This window comes from Ilumatobacter sp. (genome assembly GCF_041688325.1).
Lineage (GTDB): Bacteria > Actinomycetota > Acidimicrobiia > Acidimicrobiales > Ilumatobacteraceae > Ilumatobacter_A.
Genome location: NZ_JBDNIJ010000020.1, coordinates 21,060 through 38,195, shown reverse-complemented (window position 1 = coordinate 38,195; position 17,136 = coordinate 21,060). Strand labels below are relative to the sequence as shown.

Here is a 17,136-nt window from a genome sequence, read left to right as displayed (position 1 = left end):
GTCTGGTGCGGTGTTCATGTCGAGCCACGCGACGTGCTCACCGCGCCGGTAGGTGCCGTGGCGGTCTTTCGCGCAGATGACTCGTAATCGTCCGCTGCCACCTTTCACGAAGGGCGTCACGGATTCGATGAGGTACGACGCACCGCCGATCGCTGCACGCTTGCGTTTCGATCCGCTGGGGTGGAGCTGTTGGCCGTCCTTCGACTTCGTGGAGTGGTCGACCAGTAACACGGCGGGGCCGGCGTCGGCGAGTGGTCGGGCCACTGCTCGCAGCCACGGTCCAACTTCGTTGTCGCGGTCTTCGTTGATGCCTTCGGTGCCGAATGCTTCGCCAAGCGAGTCGATAACGACCAGGCGCACGTTGTCGGTTTTGATCGTCGCGAGCAGTTCGGCCATTTCGAACGGCCCGAACGGTTCGGTTGGCCGCCGGTAGTCGAGGTGCTGCACTATCTGGTCGTGCGTGACACCGATCAGGATCAGCCGCGACAGAACGGACTCGGGTGTGTCTTCGAGGTCGAAGAGCATGACGTTCTCGCCGACGGCCATTCGTTCTTTCATGGCGGCGACAGCGATCCACGATTTACCGGTGCCGGAGTCGCCGTGTACGCCGTTCACCATTGCCTCGTAGATCAGCGCTGAACGGATGTCGTCGCCGTACCGGTAGAGCAGTGTCGGTTCCGGCTGCTTGAGATCACCAGCAAGCACGGCGGCGAGGTCGATGCGCTCGAACGATTCTGCAATGTTGGTCGGCTGGTCGTCCTCGACGGTCGCGAGCTGGCCGAATCGTTCGCTCATGCCGCCACCTTCTTTCCGGCGAGGCCTGCGGTGTATCCGGACACGATGGTCTGGTCAACTTCGTTGGTGTCGAGTCCGGATCGTTCTGCAGCCGTTGCGATCTGGTCGAGAGCCGCGAGGGCGTCGGCGGTGTTCGTTTTGCCTCGGTGGACATCACCACCAACGGCGTGCGCTGCCCAGTTCAACACTGTGTTGCGTTGACCGTCCGGTGCGGTCGCTACGCGTGCGATTAGGCCCGATGCGCTCCACGAGCCCGCAGGTGTTGCTAGCCGTCGCGAGAGAGGCGCACGCAGCGTCTGAGAGGGCTTCGGTGCCCTGCTCGCATTCACTGCGTCGATCAACGCGGCTGGTGCATCGGTGAGGTCGAGTAGCGCGTCGGTGAACCACTTGTACGTGCCGCCAGACTTGTGACCGGACGGCGGCACTAAGACGTAACCGTCGGTGCCGAGCCAATCGCAGTGCTCGGAGAATCGGATACGTCGACCGATGCCGGTCGGCTTGAAATAGAGGTGCCAGTTGCCGCCACCGGATCGGGCGATCGGCCCGCCTTCGGTTTCACAGTCGGGTAGATCGGCCACCCCCTCGCCGAAGTCGTGGTGGTCGATGTCGAGCACATCGAACGCGATACCGGTCGGCACGCCGATCGACGCGGTCGGGTTTTTCGTCCACCACTTCGTGATCTGGTCGGGGTCGGTGCTGGCGTCGTGGAATCCGTGCTTTGTGAGCGGTGCGGAACCGGTCGGTTTGCACGGGAACACGGGCCAGTCGGCGCGTGCGTACATGAGGGCGTGGTCGAGTAGGTCGCTCATGCCGCGATCTCGTTTTCACGGAGGCTGAGCGGGGCGCAGTTCCATGCACAGTGGCCGGGCTTGGCGCTGCAGGCGAGCGGGCATACCGTTTCACGGGCAATGAAGACTCTCGGATCGAGCGACTTGCCGGCGTTGGTACGATGAGAGCGATCAGCCAGATCGTCAGCTTTTGCTCCGTCGTCGATGTTTGTCGCATCGGCGGCGGCGGCGCTGGGGCCGGTCATGCTGCACCGCTGAGTGACGATTCAGAGGCGGTGTCGAGCTGCAACATTCGCCGGACTGCCGCTGTGGGGATTCGGATGCGGCGACCGATTCGGATCACTGGTACCTGGCCGGCCTCGATCGACGCGTATGCGGTTGATAAGCCGACTTCCATGAGGGCGGCGTACTCGTGGACCGAGAGCGTCGGTCGGTCTTTTGGGTCTGGAACGGTGGGCATAAGACAATTATGGGGTGAATTAAACGGAGTAGACAGTGCAGGACGCTCCGTTCACTGTTAGGGTTCGGAGCATGGCGAACTTCAAAAATCATCGAGTTGTCGCGCGATTCATGTCAGGTGGCTTCGCCGTGGACGAAGCTGCAGCCATCACGTGCGCTGCTCTACTCCCCCCTGGCGCTCAGCTGACGAACAACCCGAGCGGATATTGGGAGGTGCAAATCACCTGGCGCTACCGAAAGGACGAAGTGCGGGCGGAGCCAGAGGAGCTCCTGATCGTCCACGGCCCGCTCATGGACAACCGGAAACCGGTGTCGGCGTCGTTAATCCGCAGCCTTCCCCTGGGAACGATGATCGACGAGTCTCGGAAGGTGCTCATTGCTCGGGCGACGGAGCAGACCGAAGCAGGCGAGGGACACGAACTTTGGGCGAAGTTCGCCGGGCTTGGGCCACGCCGGGGAACCGAGGTCACGCCCGAACAAGATCAGGTAGCAGCAGAGATCTACCGACGGGCGTGGAATGCAGGCGATTTTGTTACTCAAGCGGTGGCCGAACACTTCGGCGTAAGTAGATCAGCAGCTACCAAACGGATAGCAAAGGCTCGAGCAGCCGGGCTCCTCGACGGCACTAGGCCCAAGCGATGACGGTCAAGAAGGACGCCGAGCGCGGCACATGGTATTTCGTCGTCGAACTCCCTGCGGTCGCTGGTAAGCGTCAGCAGCTCAAGCGGCGTGGGTTCCCAACGAAGAAGGCGGCACAAGCAGAGTTTGATCAGGTCAGCACAGAATCGCGCAAGGGATCGTTTGTCCGCCCGATGCGCGGCACGGTCGCCGAGTATCTGGTCGACATCTGGCTCCCGTCGAAGCGGTCAACGCTGAGGCCATCAACGATCGTCGGGTACGAGAAGGTCGTCAACCGTCGGCTGGTTCCGTTGATCGGCGAGTACCAACTGGCTGCGCTCGACGCTGCGGCGGTCGAAGTCATGTATGGCGAGCTGCTGAGTTCCGGTGGCGTCGGTGGCGCACCGCTGTCAGCGAAGACTGTCGCGAACGCTGGGGGAGTGTTGTCGAAGGCGCTCCGTGACGCTGTGAGGCTCAAGCGGCTGGCGTACAACGTCTCGGCCGACGCCGAACTGCCTGCACGTGTCCGGCCCGAACAATCAACGTGGACGGCCGACGAGGCCACCCGATTCTTGGCGGCGACTACCGACGATCGTCCATTCCCGATGTGGCGTCTTGCGCTGTCCACAGGAATGCGCCGTGGCGAGCTGTGCGGCCTCCGGTGGCGCGATCTGGATCTCGACGACGGTCGAGCAACGATCGCTAGCACGCGAGTTGTGGCACGCGAGGTCGTGACCGGTGAACCCAAGACGAAGGCTGGCAACCGGGTCGTTCGGCTCGACGCCGAAACAATCAACGTTCTTCGGGCGTGGAGAAAACGAACCAACGAGGAGCGACTGGTGGCCGGCGCGGCGTGGATCGACACGGGGCTCGTCTTCGTCGATGCGCTCGGCGAACCTCCACACCCTGAGACGGTCACCCGGTGGTGGCGTAAGGCGTGTGAAGCGGCTGGCCTGCCGGTGATCCGGTTGCACGACGCTCGACATACTGCGGCCACGCTCATGCTTCGCGACGGAGTTCCGGTCAAGGTCGTCTCTCAGCGGCTCGGCCATGCCGACATCGCCGTGACGATGCGGGTATACCAACACGTGACCGCTCAGGACGACCAGCTTGCCGCCGATGTCCTCGGTTCTGCGCTCGGTGGCAAAACGTGACCATTTCGTGACCATGACGGAGCCGATAACGCTCTGACCTGGTGTTATTAAGTGGAGCTGGGGGGAATCGAACCCCCGTCCCTCAGCCGGTGGACGAACTTGCTACAACCATTCCCGGTATTGACTCTGACGCTGAGACACCGACGGGTCGGCTGCAGGCTCAAGGCCTACCACGCATCGTCTTTCCGACATGTCAGCGATCTTTCTCGCCGTCAGCAGTCTTTCCTGCCGTCATCCCCCACTTCTGTTGCCGGGCTGTGGTGGAGTGGCCCCGTGCGGCATTTCTGCTCACGATGTTTCGTTCTCAACCTGAAAAATCAGGCGGCGAGAACGAAATTGTCGTTATCAACGGCAATTGTGTTTTTTTCCCCGTTTTACGAGTCTGAGAAACTCGGGTTGCAAACTCGAACAGCGTTACTGACGTCGAATCCTGTCAGCCCCGTGATCAATATGTCAGGACAACGATAGCTGCTGATTGGGTGCGTTCACGCTTTGTTCACGGGGTGCGTGAGAGTGGGCCGTAAATCCCGACGATCAGTTGTTGTCGTACTTGGCAGCGCGGTTGAACGCTGTTTCGATCTCGCGATCGTGGTCGCGTTCGGCGAGGCTCTGACGCTTGTCGCCCTTGGTCAGGCCCTTGGCAAGCCCGATCTCGAGCTTGGCTCGACCGTCCTTCCAATAGAGCCGCAACGGCACGATGGTCAGCCCACCCTGAGCGGTGCGCGCTTCGAGTTTGTCGATTTCGGCACGGTTCAGGAGCAGCTTGCGTTCACGGTTGGGTTCGTGGGCGCCGAAACCGATCGCGTTCGTGTACGGCGGGATGTGAATGCCGTCGAGCCACATTTCGCCGCGACGCACGCGGGCGTAGCCCTCAGCGATTTGGGCGTTCCCCTCGCGCAACGACTTGACTTCACTGCCAGTGAGGACCATGCCCGCCTCGTAGGTGGCGAGAATCTCGTAGTCGCGGTAGGCGCGCTTGTACGAAGCGATCAGCGTGAGGCCGTCGTCCTTGTTCGACCCCTTCTTGGTCTTTTTGCCCTTCTTTGCCATACGGATGCCAGGGTATCGGCGCGCCGCGATCGCTGGGGCAGGACTTATTCGTCGACGTCGGGCACGCGCGGTCGCCGGCCGATCGGCCCTACCCTGAGTCGCGTGATCGAGATCTCACGTGATGCGTACAGCACGATGGTCGGCCTCGCCCTCGACGAATACCCACTCGAGATGTGTGGGCTGCTCGCCGGTCCGACACCTGACCGGGCACCGACATTCACACCATGTCGCAACGATGACCAGTCTGCCCGGGTCTACACGGTGAACCCGAGAGACTTCATGCGCGCCGAGATGGCAGCAGAAGACCTCGACTGGGAGATCAACGGCGTGGTCCACAGCCACACCCACTCCGAGCCGTACCCGAGCCCGACTGACGTTTCGGCGGCGGTAGATCCGAACTGGCACTACGTGATCGTGAGCCTCAAGCGAGAGTTGCCTGAGGTGCGCAGCTATCGCATCGTCGACGGAGCGATTCTCGAAGAGCAGATCAGTATCAGCTGAGTCGGGCATCTTCTTCAGGCCCGTCGTACAATCCTTACTGGTTAGGTCGGGAATAGGTTCCGAATCGGCCAGGTTGGAAGGAATGATGAATATCACCGCACCAGCGATGCCCGTAACGATGCACACAGATGTGCTCGGAATGATCGGCAACACGCCGGTCGTCGACGTCTCGAACCTGTCGCCGAATCCGAACGTACGCATCCTCGCCAAAATGGAGATGCAGAATCCGTTTGGCTCGGTGAAGGACCGCATTGCCAAGAGCATGATCGAGGCTGCTGAAGCCGACGGTCGCTTGCAGCCGGGGCAGACGATCATCGAGCCGTCGTCGGGTAACACCGGTATCGCTCTGGCCGCGATCGCCCAGTTGAGGGGCTACCCGATCAAGATCATGATGCCGACGAGCGTTTCGATCGAACGTCGACAGATGCTCGAGATTTTTGGCGCTGAGATCATCCTCACGCCTGGTGAAGAAGGCTCCAACGGTGCGGTATCGCGCGCCACTGCGCTCGCTGCGGAACACCCGGAGTGGTACTTCCCGTATCAGTACGCGAACGACGCCAACCCGCGTGCCCACTTCGAGGGCACTGGCCCTGAGATCGTGCGCGACGTCCCTGACATCACACACTTCGTTGCTGGCCTCGGCACGAGTGGCACATTGATGGGCACGGGTACCTTCTTGAAGCAGTACAACCCGAACATCCAAGTCATCGCCGTGGAACCGCCGTTGGGTGAGCGGGTCGAAGGTCTCCGCAACATCGGTGAGGGATACATCCCACCTGTCTTTGAGAACTGGAACGGCTACGACCTGCTTGACCGTAAGCGTGTGGTTCGACCGCGAGAGTCAATCGAATGGACGCGCAGGCTGGTCAGCGAGTGCGGCATCTTTGCCGGCATCTCTGCGGGTGCAGCACTGGCTGGCGCGGCCAAGGTGGCATCAGAAATCGAGTCGGGCACCATCGTGTTCATCGTGTGCGACGGCGGATGGAAGTACCTGTCGACCGGCGCGTACACCGACGACCTCGACGTCGCTGAAGCCAACGCCGAGAAGATCATCTACTTCTGAGCGAGATGATTGCGCCACCGCGTATCGAACCGGCCCGCCTCTCACGTACACGGGCGTTGAGCGCTGGCTGACTGCCCGCACGCTGCGGAATGGCTACGATCAGCGCGGTGGATGGGCCAATCGGGATGTTCGACTCGGGCTTCGGTGGCCTGACCGTCGCCAGAGCTGCCATGGATCTCCTGCCTGCAGAGGATCTCGTGTACATCGGCGACACCGGTCGGTATCCATATGGTTCGAAGCCGCTCGCTGATGTTCGGGGCTTCGCTCGCGAACTTGCTCACAGTCTTGTTCATGACTACGGCGCCAAAGCCATCGTTGTTGCCTGCAACACCGCAACAGCTGCTGGCCTCGACGAGCTACGCGCCGAATTGGATGTGCCGGTCATTGACGTGGTTCGGCCTGGAGCCAGTGCCCTCGTCCAGACGACCACCACGGGCCGCGTCGGTGTGATTGGGACCGTTGGAACGGTGTCGTCGGGTGCCTACATCCAGGCAATAGCAGCGACCGGCGCGCCCGTCAGTTTGACGAGCGCCGCGTGCCCCGGTTTCGTCGAATTTGTCGAGCGTGGACAGACGGTTGGCGACGAGGTCACGGTGTTGGCCGAACGACTGCTCGCACCGATCCGTGACGCCGACGTCGACGCACTCTTGCTCGGCTGTACGCACTACCCGTTCCTGGCCAGGACGATCGGTGACGTGATGGGCAACGGCGTGACCCTCGTCAGCTCGGCGGACGAGACGGCGTTCGCGCTCAAGCAGACGTTGGGCGAGCTCGGCTTGCTCCGCGCCGTCGACAGACGGAGCCGCCACCGGTTCGTATCGAGCGGCGACATCGATGTGTTCCGCGAGCTCGGTTGTCAACTCCTCGGCCCAGAACTCGACCGAACCGAGTCATGGCCACCGCCCCGCTGAGTACGTCGACCTGATTGTCGACCTGATTGGCGACGGGTCCCTCGGTGCGCGTCGATACAGCGGGTACGTTCACGGACATGACTCGCCCCGACGGCCGCTCCGACAACGAACTTCGCCCCTTCTCGTTCCAACGAGACTTCACCGAGATGGCCGATGGGTCGGTCCTCGTGTCGTTCGGCAACACCCGGGTGCTTTGTACCGCAAGCATCGACGAAGATGTGCCGCGTTGGATGCGCGGCTCCGGCAAGGGCTGGGTCACCGCCGAATACTCGATGCTGCCGGGAGCGTCGCCTGAGCGCATCGACCGCGAAGCCGCCAAGGGTAAGCAGTCGGGTCGGACCATCGAAATTCAGCGTCTGATCGGCCGCTCACTGCGTGCCGCCTGCGACATGGAGGCACTTGGCGAACGTCAGGTCATCGTCGACTGTGACGTCCTGCAGGCCGACGGTGGCACCCGCACCGCTTCGATCTGTGGTGGCTTTATTGCGCTCCACGATGCACTCGAACGCGTCGTGCAACGTGGTGGCATCCCGAAGAACCCGCTCCACTCGTTCTGCTCAGCGATCAGCGTCGGCATCGTCAACGGTCAGCCGGTGCTCGACCTCCCGTATGTCGAAGACAGCGTTGCTGAAGTCGACATGAACGTCGTGATGCTCCGCCCGGTCGGCGGGGGAGACGCGAGCTTCGTTGAAGTGCAGGGCACCGCCGAAGGCATGACGTTCTCGCGCGCTCAGCTCGACGCGCTCCTCGGCCTCGCGGAAGGTGGGCTCGCAACGATCAGCGACGCGCAGACGGCGCTGGTGGCTGACGCCCCGACGCCCCGCGCCGCACGTTGAGCCAACTGATGCAACTCGTTTGCGCATCGGCGAACCCTGACAAGGTTGCCGAGATCCAAGCACTCCTGGCCGGTGTTGTTGATCTGCTGCCGAGGCCGCCTGAGGTTCCGGATGTCGTCGAAGACGCAGACACACTCGTTGGGAATGCGCGGCTCAAAGCGGCTGCAATCGTTGCGGCCACCGGACTTCCTGCTGTTGCCGACGACACGGGCCTCGAAGTCGAAGCCCTTGGCCGGAGGCCTGGCGTGTACACCGCTCGCTACGCGGGCGAGGGCTGTAGCTACGCCGACAATCGACACAAGATGCTGGCCGAACTCGACGGGGTCGTCGAGCGTGGTGCGGCGTTCAAGACGGTCGCGATGATCGTCTGGCCGGACGGATCCGAGCTCGCTGTCGAGGGTGTCTGCCGAGGCACGATCTCAACTGAGGAGCGTGGCGACGTCGGCTTCGGCTACGACGCGATCTTCCAACCCGACGAGGGCCAGGGTCTGACCTTTGCCGAAATGACCGCTGATGCGAAGCACGCGATCTCGCATCGCGGGCGCGCCTTTCGGCAGTTACTCAGCGACCTGGAACAACGCGAGCTGGAACCACGCTGACGACGCTGACCACGAAGCCGAGATGATCGCTCCCCGGGACGGTGAAGTCGTGGACAGACGTCGACACGAGTCCATTCCCGGTGAGCGCATGGTCAAGCCGAACGAAGGCGGGGAAGAACTTGTCGGTTGGCCACGAGTTCGAAAATCCCTGTCCGTGTGTCGTGTGTGCATCTGACAGGCCGCGTCGGAGAAGGTCCCGGAACACGGGGTGCCAGTACGAGGCATTGAAATCGCCAACGATCAGCGTCGGTTCCGTCGCAGCGGACCCCAACTCGCCGAAGGTCTCCAGGTCGGCAATCCACCCGTCGAAGGTGAAGATCGGCGTCGGTGGATGCACACCAAAGATTCGGATTGGTCCATCGGGGCCGTACATCAAGATGTTCAGGGTGGAGTGCACCGTCGCAGGTCGCTGACTCTCAGCGACTGGGTACTTGCTCCAGAGCGCGATCCCGCTGGCGAACGACCCGTCGCGCTCGACTTTGTGGGGATACGCCGTAGCGAGCGGATGTGCGCGCAGCACAGCCTGGTGCTCAGCGGTGTATTCGCTGAACAGGATCGCATCAGCGTTGCGGATCAGCAGGTCATCCGCTGCGTCGAAGACGACCGGGTTCGAGAAGAGCAGGTTGACCGCAGCAACCGACACTTCGGTGCCAGTGGGGTCGGGTGCGGGGCGGTCGGGAGTGAACACGAGCGGGAACGCAAGAAGCAGCGACCCCGCGCCGACGAAGCTTGTCATGATCGCAAGCGGATGCCGTTTCCTCCAGCAGGCCAGACCGGCGGCGGGGATCGTGACCACGAGGAGAAACGGCGACAACGCGTGCAGCGCCGCGAGCTGCGTGGAACCGTTCCAGCCCACTGCCTGTGTCAGCAGAACCACCAGCTGACGCCGTAATCAGCCAGCCGACCAGCTCGATCACCCGCGCCAGGCTGCTGGACTTCACTCGATGAGGTTAGTGCCGACGGCGGGACTCGAACCCGCACTGACAGGCACCTAAAGCCTGTGCCTCTGCCAATTGGGCTACGTCGGCGCACTCAAGATCATACGGGCAGCCAAGCCAGGACGAGTTGGGTGACCTTGACGTCGGTCTTTTCCAGGCCGACGGTGAGGCTGGTGATCGCTTTGCCCGTCTCCATCCATTTGGCGTCGATTTCGATGACGTCGTCAGCGAGTTCGATTTCGAGGTCTTCGACTTGGTCGACGAGGCGCTGCATCTTGTTCTCGGCAGTTTCGAGGCGACCGGCCGACGCCGTGGTGGTGCCGCGGCGGCGCGCTGCGGTGCCGGCCTTGCCGAGCAGGCCGCCGAGCAACCCGCCCTTGCTTTTGCGGCCGCCGAGCAACCCACCAAGTACCGAGCTGGCCGTCGACAGCAGCTCACTGTTGCGCTTGCTCTTCGTCTGCTCTTCGAGTTCTTCAATACGGTCTTCGGCAGCTTCGATCTTGTCGCGCAGCGTCGACGCCTTTGACTCGTACTTGTCGCGCAGCTTCGCGATCTCCTCGTCGGCCTTGTCGTGAGCGATCTTCAGGCAGCGCGCCTCGAACGCATCGGTGCCCTCGCCGGGCCGTCCGTACAGCTTGAGGTCGACGTTGGTTGGCAGCTCGAGTGTCAGGGTACGAGTGATCTGATCTCTGATATCACGCTCGACTTGTGTCCAGAACGTTTTGTTCTTGATTGGCCCGTCGGCAAGGCGGTATGCGGCGCCGTCGGGCGCATCCGTGCGGAGATCACGGTCGTCGTAGTCGACCTGGACGATTTGTGTTGCGTCGATCTGCTCGTGGATCGGGAACAGCACCGCTTCGTACTCGTCGTCGTGCACAAGGTCTGCCTTCGTCTCGTCGTACCGCAGGCTGACGCGAGCCACGACGGCCGCGGCGCGAGATTCGCCGCGGGCATCACCGCCGACAGCTTCAAGCCACGGCGCGGCGACATCGACATAGCGGACGGGAACACCAGGCGCGACCTCGGGCATGATTGCCGACTCGTCGTCGCCAAGGGCTGACTCGGGAGCGGCTGCGGGGGCGGCAGCAGCAGGTCCTGCGGCGTGCGAAGACATGGCCACTGGTGTGGCAGCAGTCGCCCCGCCTCCGGGAGTGTCGCTCGTTATCTGTTGGATTTGATCGCGCGTCATCGGCCCACGGAGGTACGACATCGCCCAGCGAGTCGTAAAAACCTCCGGCGTGTCCTTGCCAGCGCGGCGCAGCATGAACTCGCGCTTGCCGAGGCCCGAGATGGTGTCGCCAACCGCCTGAATGTCGACACCACCAGCGGCGGATGACATCCCGTCGAGCAGGCGTGCTTTGTCGCGATCGGTCTGAAGCCGACCGATCATCCAGGTGCCCGTGTTCGAGAGTGCCTTGTAGTCGATGTCGACGGGGTTTTGCGTCGACAGGACGACGCCGACTCCGAATGCGCGGGCCTGCTTCATCAGCGTCATGATCGGCTTTTTCGTCGGCGGGTTGGCGGTCGGCGGCAGGTAGCCAGCTACTTCGTCCATGTACAGCAGCGCCCGCAGGCCGGTCGTACCGCTCTGCGCGCGCATCCACGTGACCAGCTTTGACAAGACAAGCGAGGTGACGAATTGGCGCTCGGTGTCAGAGAGATGCGCGGTCGTGATGATGGCGCACCGGGGCTTCCCGGCCGGCGAATATATCATCGACTGGATGTCGAGCGGCGCGCCTTGGCCCCATGCCGCGAATGAGGGCGAAGCAAGCAAACCGTTGAGCTTCATTGCCAACCCCATGCGGTCGGATTCGGGGAAGAACTGATCGATGTCGAAGACCCCGAGCTTGCGGATTGGCGGAGCAGCGACTTGGCCGACGAGCGTCATCAGATCGATTGCTTTGCCCGACTGCCACGAATGGTTGATCAGGTTGGAAATGAGGATGTGTTCGCGGCTGGACAGCGGGTCGGCATCGACGCTGACCAAGCCGAGCAGTCCGGTGACGTAACCCTCGATCTCGTCGCCAACGACTTCAACATCGCTGAGGTCAGTCGGAACCTGGAGCGAACCAACGATGTTCAGCGCCACACCCGACTGCGAACCCGGTGTGTAGATCGTGAAGTCGGTCGTCGCTCTCAGATTGGCGATGTCGGCACCGCTCAGGCCCCATCCACCGAGGCCCTTTTCCCACAGCGCTGCCTGGCTTGCTGCGAACTCGTCAGGTGTCTGGCCGGCGTTCTTTGCCTGGGCATCGTCGATCCACGGACGGAAATCGCCCGGGGCGAGATCGGGGAACGTGAGACAGAGGTTCGTGAGGTCGCCCTTGGGGTCGATCGCGATGACCGGGAGCCCTGCTCTCAGCGCCTCTTCGATCAGGATGAAACCGAGGCCGGTCTTTCCTGAGCCGGTCATCCCGACGATCACGCCATGCGTCGTCAGGTTGTCGGTGGCCACAGTGATGTGGTTCGTTACGTCATCGCCATGAGATGTGCCGGTGCGTTCGTGAGTCGCGGGGTCGATGGTGCCGCCCAGGAAGAGATCTGCCATCCGCCGCAGAGTAGTGCGCCCCCCGTTTTCATGAGCTTGTTGCAGTCACTGACTGCAACAAGCTCATGAAAACGGAGGAGGGGAACGGAGGAGGGGAGGCGGCTGGAGTGGCGGGGATCTACGATCGCGGCCATGGCGTTCACCGGGTTTTCGACCGAGGGCATCGAGTTTTACGAGCAGCTTGCAGCCGACAATTCCAAGGTGTTCTGGCACGACAACAAACATCGATTCGTCGAGCACGTCAAAGAACCGATGCTGGCGTTGACCGACGAGCTCGCCGACTTTGGCCCGTTCCACATGTTTCGTCCACACAACGACCTCCGCTTCTCGAAAAACAAGCCGCCGTACAAAACCCACCAGGGAGCGTACGGCGAGCTCGAAGCCGGATCTGGCTACTACATGCAGTTCTCATCAGAAGGGCTGATGGTCGGCACTGGGTACTACTCGATGGCCAAAGATCAACTCAAGAGGTTCAGGGACCTGATCGACGCAGGCGCCACTGGCGATGAACTGGCAGGGATCGTGGCTGCGATGCGCAAGAAGAATTTCAACGTCACAGCAATCGACGAACTCAAGACGGCGCCGCGCGGCTACCCGAAGGACCACCCTCGTGTCGAGCTACTCAGGATGAAGGGCTGTCTGGCGGCGAAACAGTTCGGTGCCCCACAATGGATCCACACCAAGGAGGCTGCCAAACGCATTCGCGAGATGTGGGAGGGAGCCAAGCCACTCACCGACTGGCTCGACTCTCACGTGGGTCCATCGACCGCCCCTCCCACCGACCGCCCCTTCTGAGCGAGGCGGTTTGGTCTGTCTGAATGAAAGACTTTGAGATTCCACAGTCTGGTGTTGGGTGCCGGTCGGAAAATTTGACAGAATGTAAAGGTGACGATGACTGACCCCGCAACGACCAACGCGCTCGAGAACCAATTCGGTCTTGCTGACCGCGTTGTCAACGAAGAGGCGCTGGCCAACAGCATCCAGCGATTCCGCGAGCAGGGCATCACGCTGCCAACCTTTGCTCAGCTGGCCGATCCGTCGACGTTCGATCACGATGAGAAAGTCGGCGACGCCGACCCACAGGGCCCTGATGCCCGCAACCTTTGGCGATGCCACTGGTACAACGACCTGCAGGGCAACCGCGTCGATGTGCCCGAGCATGTGGTACTTCCCTCGGTCCTGACCGGCGTCGCGTCCCCGATCATTGTGGTCTTCGGCGACCGGTTCCCGATGATTACGGCCCACAAGGTGCTGGCCGCCTACTCGTGTTTCGCTCCGCGCGTCGTCACGGGCCAGTTCGATCCAACGGTGCACCGCGCCGTGTGGCCATCGACTGGCAACTACGCCCGCGGCGGCATTGCAATCTCTAAAATCATGGCAAGTCGCGGTGTGGCAATCCTGCCTGAAGGCATGAGTCAAGAGCGTTTCGACTGGCTCGACGAGTGGTGTGCGAACCCCGAAGAAGACGTCATCAAGACTCACGGCACCGAGTCGAACGTCAAAGAGATTTACGACGCCTGTAACGAACTGGCCAAAGACCCAGGCAACTTCATCCTCAACCAGTTCTCTGAATTCGGCAACCACCTCGGCCATTACAACGTCACTGGCCGAGCGCTCAGCCACGTCTTTGAGACGGTGCGCGCTGAATACGCTCTGGTCGGACGTGAACTCGAACTCGCGGCCTTCACATCGGCCACCGGTTCGGCTGGCACGATCGCCGCTGGCGACCGGCTCAAAGAGGAGTACGGGGCAAAGATTGTCGCTGTCGAGGCGCTCGAATGCCCGACGATGCTCGAGAACGGTTACGGCGAACACAACATCCAGGGCATCGGCGACAAGCACATCCCGCTGATCCACAACATCGCGAACACCGATGTTGTCGTTGGCATCTCCGACAAAGCGACCGACGAGCTGGATCTGACTTTCAACACTGAGGCTGGGCGTGCGTACCTCGCCCAGTCGATGGGCGTGTCGCAGAGTCTCGTCGACAAGCTCGAACACTTCGGGTTCTCGTCGATCGCGAACGTTCTTGCAGCGATCAAAACGGCCAAGCTGTTGAACCTCGGCGAGAACCAGGCCCTGATCACGGTCGCCACCGATGGTGCGGCGCTCTACCCGAGTGAGCGGGCCAAGCTGTTGGAACGGCAGTACGGCAACGAGTTCACCACGACCGATGCCGCTGCCGCTGTCGGCGAACACCTTGCTGCGGCGTCCACCGATCACATGATCGAGTGCACCGACCTCGATCGCCGTCGCCTGTTCAACCTCGGCTACTACACGTGGGTCGAGCAGCAGGGCACGCCGTTCGACCTGTTCGAGGCTCGTCGTTCACAAGATTTCTGGCGCGGTCTTCGTCGGTATACCGCTATCTGGGACGGCATGATCGACGACTTCAACGCTCGCGTCGCCGACGGCACCTGAGCGACTCGTGAACGTCACGGGCTGGCGTTGCGCGACCTGCAGCGCTGAGCTGCCCATCTCCACACCGATGCCGTTCAGATGTCCGAACGCGTCAGCTCATGACCCGCGTCATGTCCTGCAGATCATGCACGACGACTCGCCGGTCAAGTTGGTCGACGACGACTCGACATTCGTCGCAGCCGACCTGCACCTGGCGTGGGCGGCGTATGCCGATGCTCACGGCATGTCAGCCAATGACCGAGTTTGCCTCGTTGGCGAACTGAACGCAGCGATCGAGGCGGTCGACGGTGCAACCTTCGTCGTCACACCTTTCGAACGATCGGCTGTCTTGTCCGATGCACTGGGAATGTCGGCTGAGGGTGGCGTCTGGGTCAAAGACGAAACCGGGGGTGTGGGCGGCAGTCAGAAGGCCCGCTTCCTCTTCTCGATCTTGCTGCACCTTCGAGCTGCCGAGCGGCTGGGGCACCTCGCCAAACGGCCACCGCTCGCCATTGCATCGTGCGGAAATGCAGCCTTGGCTGCCGCCACGTTGGCGAAGGCCGCGGAGTGGCCGATCGACGTGTACGTCCCGACCTGGATGGGCGATGGTTTCGGTGACCGTCTCGATGCGCTCGGAGCGCGGGTGCACCGCAGCGAACGGCGTGACGATGATCCGCCTGGCGACCCTGCGATGTTCCGATTCCGCGATGCGGTCGCCGCTGGGGCTGTCCCGTTTACCGTGCAGGGGCCGGAAAACGCGCTCTGTCTCGATGGTGGCCGAACGCTCGGCTGGGAGATCGGCACACAGTTCCCCGGCGAACACATTGATCGACTCTTCATTCAAGTCGGGGGAGGAGCATTCGCTGCAGCAACGAGCCAGGGGCTCGATTCGGTCCACGGGACCGTTCCGCTGTACGGGGTTCAGGCCGTTGGCTGCGCACCGCTCGAGCGTGCATGGAACCGATCGACCGGCGCCGATTCCGTCGCCAAGGTGTGGGCCGAGGCAATGACCGTCTGGGAGCGTCCGTCATCGCTGGCTGACGGCATTCTCGATGACGAGACCTACGACTGGGTTGGTGTGGTCGAAGCGATGCGCCGCAACGGCGGTGTTCCTGTGGTCGCGTCTGAGGCCGATATCGAAGCAGCACACCGCCTCGCTCGCGAAGCTGGTTACAACGTGAGCCCGACGGGTGCCGCCGGGCTCGCCGGGCTACTCACGGTGCGTGGCGACATCGCACCGAACGAGAATGTCGTTGTCGTCTTGAGCGGCGTCACCCGCTGAGCGGCGGGAGCGAGTCTTGGTCGGCGCCGTTCTCTTGTGTCTCGTGCGGGCACAGATCAAGGCAAACGAGTGGCACAGATCAGGGCACAGGAGTGGCAAAGATCAATCAGTGATGCGGTCGGACAGCAGCAGTGCCCTGACGTGTTCCCGATAGCCTGAGCGGCATGTCGGAACTCTCCACCCCGCAGGCTCCCTTCGCACTCGAAGGCGGCTTCGACCAGCGCTCAGCGGTCTTCGATCGACTCCTGAAAAACCGTGTTGTGATGCTCGGCTCTGATGTCAACGACGACATCGCCAACCAGATCTGCGCACAGCTGCTGTACCTCGAAGGCGAAGATCCGAGCGCCGACATCTGGTTGTACGTCAATAGCCCCGGTGGATCGGTCACCGCTGGCATGGCGATCTACGACACGATGCAGTTCGTTGGTTGTGACGTCGCCACCGTGTGCCTGGGCCTTGCGGCTTCGATGGGGCAGTTCCTCCTCACGGCCGGTGCAGCGGGCAAGCGTTATGTGCTCCCGAATGCTCGCGTCATGATGCACCAGCCGCTGGCCGGTCTGCGTGGCCAGGCGTCCGACATCCAGATTCAGGCTGAGCAGCTTCGCTACACCAAGAGGCGCATGGCCGAACTGATCGCGTTCCACTCCAGCAACGAAGTTGAGCAGATTCAGGCCGACTCCGAACGTGACCGCTGGTTCACCGCTGAAGAAGCGCAGCAGTACGGACTCTGCGACAAAGTCATCCGCAAGCGCGGCGAGATCCTCTGATCGAGAGATCGTCGCTCAGCGCTCCTGAGCGACGATCGTGAACACCGGGCCGATGTCGACCGCGCAGGTTTTTTCGAGCCACCGGTCGATAGCAGCCGCTGATTTTTCGGTCGAGTAAATCGCAGAGAGCGCAGTTTGTTGTGAATCTGGGTCGCCGGGCACGACGGTGCTCGCCGTCTCATAGGCGCTGACAAGCTGATCCCATTCCGGTTCGATTGAAAGCGGAGCCAATTTTCCAATCTCTCGGTACAGATCGAGGAACGGTTCGATGTCGTCCTCGAACTGCAGGCTCGGTTGGGTGAGCAGTTCGGCATGCAGTTGAATCTCACCGCAGAACCGCTCGGCGCTTCCGGCGTCGCTGCCAGCGCAGCCGACGAGCGTGACCGCGATCGGAAGCAGAATCAACGAGGCGCGCACAGTCGGCATT

General features: G+C 62.2%; 19 protein-coding genes, 1 tRNA gene and 1 other RNA gene. 11 read left to right on the top strand and 10 right to left on the bottom strand.

Annotated features, from left to right (window positions below):
- From ACH2EI_RS01625 to ACH2EI_RS01610, 4 genes are all read right to left on the bottom strand, one after another.
- A partial coding sequence (locus ACH2EI_RS01625) for an AAA family ATPase (protein WP_395158932.1) occupies positions 1 to 795 on the bottom strand: 795 nt, incomplete at its 3' end.
- Positions 792 to 1,604, bottom strand: a complete 813-nt coding sequence (locus ACH2EI_RS01620; protein WP_395158930.1) for a bifunctional DNA primase/polymerase — start codon at positions 1,602 to 1,604, stop codon at positions 792 to 794. The genes ACH2EI_RS01620 and ACH2EI_RS01625, both read right to left, overlap by 4 nt.
- Entirely contained in the window at positions 1,601 to 1,828 is a 228-nt protein-coding gene (locus tag ACH2EI_RS01615) for a hypothetical protein (RefSeq protein WP_395158928.1), read from the bottom strand. Before ACH2EI_RS01615 ends, ACH2EI_RS01620 begins: the two co-directional genes overlap by 4 nt.
- Positions 1,825 to 2,043 carry an excisionase family DNA-binding protein gene (locus ACH2EI_RS01610; RefSeq protein WP_395158926.1) on the bottom strand — a complete coding sequence of 73 codons (219 nt, stop codon included), beginning with the start codon at positions 2,041 to 2,043 and terminating at the stop codon, positions 1,825 to 1,827. Before ACH2EI_RS01610 ends, ACH2EI_RS01615 begins: the two co-directional genes overlap by 4 nt.
- A 71-nt stretch (positions 2,044 to 2,114) precedes the next feature.
- On the opposite strand from ACH2EI_RS01610, the gene ACH2EI_RS01605 reads away from it, so the two are divergent.
- Complete coding sequence (locus ACH2EI_RS01605) at positions 2,115 to 2,684, top strand: hypothetical protein (RefSeq protein WP_395158924.1); 570 nt, start codon at positions 2,115 to 2,117, stop codon at positions 2,682 to 2,684.
- A complete protein-coding gene (locus ACH2EI_RS01600) occupies positions 2,681 to 3,814 on the top strand; it encodes a tyrosine-type recombinase/integrase (protein ID WP_395158922.1) in 1,134 nt (377 codons plus the stop codon). The genes ACH2EI_RS01605 and ACH2EI_RS01600 overlap by 4 nt, the downstream gene beginning before the upstream one ends.
- A 49-nt stretch (positions 3,815 to 3,863) precedes the next feature.
- Here the strand turns inward: ACH2EI_RS01600 and ssrA are convergent.
- Together ssrA and smpB are read right to left on the bottom strand one after the other, a co-directional pair.
- Positions 3,864 to 4,255, bottom strand: a transfer-messenger RNA (tmRNA) gene (gene ssrA / locus ACH2EI_RS01595).
- A gap of 93 nt (positions 4,256 to 4,348) precedes the next feature.
- On the bottom strand, positions 4,349 to 4,864 hold the full coding sequence (smpB, locus tag ACH2EI_RS01590) for an SsrA-binding protein SmpB (RefSeq protein ID WP_395156400.1): 516 nt from the start codon (positions 4,862 to 4,864) through the stop codon (positions 4,349 to 4,351).
- Positions 4,865 to 4,966: 102 nt separating this feature from the next.
- On the opposite strand from smpB, the gene ACH2EI_RS01585 reads away from it, so the two are divergent.
- The 5 genes from ACH2EI_RS01585 to rdgB all read left to right on the top strand — a co-directional run bounded on the left by ACH2EI_RS01585 (position 4,967) and on the right by rdgB (position 8,774).
- The gene (locus tag ACH2EI_RS01585) at positions 4,967 to 5,365 is read left to right on the top strand and encodes a Mov34/MPN/PAD-1 family protein (protein WP_395156398.1); all 399 of its coding nucleotides are present in this window, start codon (positions 4,967 to 4,969) and stop codon (positions 5,363 to 5,365) included.
- Positions 5,366 to 5,447: 82 nt separating this feature from the next.
- On the top strand, positions 5,448 to 6,428 hold the full coding sequence (locus ACH2EI_RS01580; RefSeq protein WP_395156396.1) for a PLP-dependent cysteine synthase family protein: 981 nt from the start codon (positions 5,448 to 5,450) through the stop codon (positions 6,426 to 6,428).
- 107 nt (positions 6,429 to 6,535) lie between these two features.
- The gene (gene murI, locus ACH2EI_RS01575) at positions 6,536 to 7,339 is read left to right on the top strand and encodes a glutamate racemase (RefSeq protein WP_395156394.1); all 804 of its coding nucleotides are present in this window, start codon (positions 6,536 to 6,538) and stop codon (positions 7,337 to 7,339) included.
- A 77-nt stretch (positions 7,340 to 7,416) separates the two neighbouring features.
- A complete protein-coding gene (rph, locus tag ACH2EI_RS01570) occupies positions 7,417 to 8,175 on the top strand; it encodes a ribonuclease PH (RefSeq protein ID WP_395156392.1) in 759 nt (252 codons plus the stop codon).
- 8 nt (positions 8,176 to 8,183) lie between these two features.
- On the top strand, positions 8,184 to 8,774 hold the full coding sequence (rdgB, locus tag ACH2EI_RS01565) for an RdgB/HAM1 family non-canonical purine NTP pyrophosphatase (RefSeq protein ID WP_395156390.1): 591 nt from the start codon (positions 8,184 to 8,186) through the stop codon (positions 8,772 to 8,774).
- Here the strand turns inward: rdgB and ACH2EI_RS01560 are convergent.
- From ACH2EI_RS01560 to ACH2EI_RS01550, 3 genes are all read right to left on the bottom strand, one after another.
- Positions 8,737 to 9,651 carry an endonuclease/exonuclease/phosphatase family protein gene (locus ACH2EI_RS01560; protein WP_395158920.1) on the bottom strand — a complete coding sequence of 305 codons (915 nt, stop codon included), beginning with the start codon at positions 9,649 to 9,651 and terminating at the stop codon, positions 8,737 to 8,739. The two genes, rdgB and ACH2EI_RS01560, sit on opposite strands and share 38 nt — an antisense overlap.
- Positions 9,652 to 9,728: 77 nt before the next feature.
- Positions 9,729 to 9,802, bottom strand: a tRNA-Leu gene (locus tag ACH2EI_RS01555).
- Between the two features lie 10 nt (positions 9,803 to 9,812).
- Positions 9,813 to 12,260, bottom strand: coding sequence for a helicase HerA-like domain-containing protein (locus ACH2EI_RS01550; RefSeq protein ID WP_395156386.1), 2,448 nt, complete (start codon positions 12,258 to 12,260; stop codon positions 9,813 to 9,815).
- Positions 12,261 to 12,392: 132 nt separating this feature from the next.
- Between ACH2EI_RS01550 and ACH2EI_RS01545 the strand changes: the two genes are divergently transcribed.
- The 4 genes from ACH2EI_RS01545 to ACH2EI_RS01530 all read left to right on the top strand — a co-directional run bounded on the left by ACH2EI_RS01545 (position 12,393) and on the right by ACH2EI_RS01530 (position 16,709).
- A complete protein-coding gene (locus ACH2EI_RS01545; protein ID WP_395156384.1) occupies positions 12,393 to 13,055 on the top strand; it encodes a DUF2461 domain-containing protein in 663 nt (220 codons plus the stop codon).
- Between the two features lie 96 nt (positions 13,056 to 13,151).
- Positions 13,152 to 14,681 carry a pyridoxal-phosphate dependent enzyme gene (locus ACH2EI_RS01540; protein ID WP_395158918.1) on the top strand — a complete coding sequence of 510 codons (1,530 nt, stop codon included), beginning with the start codon at positions 13,152 to 13,154 and terminating at the stop codon, positions 14,679 to 14,681.
- Between the two features lie 124 nt (positions 14,682 to 14,805).
- Positions 14,806 to 15,942, top strand: a complete 1,137-nt coding sequence (locus ACH2EI_RS01535) for a PLP-dependent lyase/thiolase (RefSeq protein ID WP_395153058.1) — start codon at positions 14,806 to 14,808, stop codon at positions 15,940 to 15,942.
- Between the two features lie 164 nt (positions 15,943 to 16,106).
- Positions 16,107 to 16,709, top strand: coding sequence for an ATP-dependent Clp protease proteolytic subunit (locus tag ACH2EI_RS01530; RefSeq protein WP_395153057.1), 603 nt, complete (start codon positions 16,107 to 16,109; stop codon positions 16,707 to 16,709).
- Positions 16,710 to 16,724: 15 nt separating this feature from the next.
- Here the strand turns inward: ACH2EI_RS01530 and ACH2EI_RS01525 are convergent, their stop codons facing one another.
- A complete protein-coding gene (locus ACH2EI_RS01525; RefSeq protein ID WP_395153056.1) occupies positions 16,725 to 17,135 on the bottom strand; it encodes a hypothetical protein in 411 nt (136 codons plus the stop codon).
- Position 17,136 lies beyond the last annotated feature (1 nt).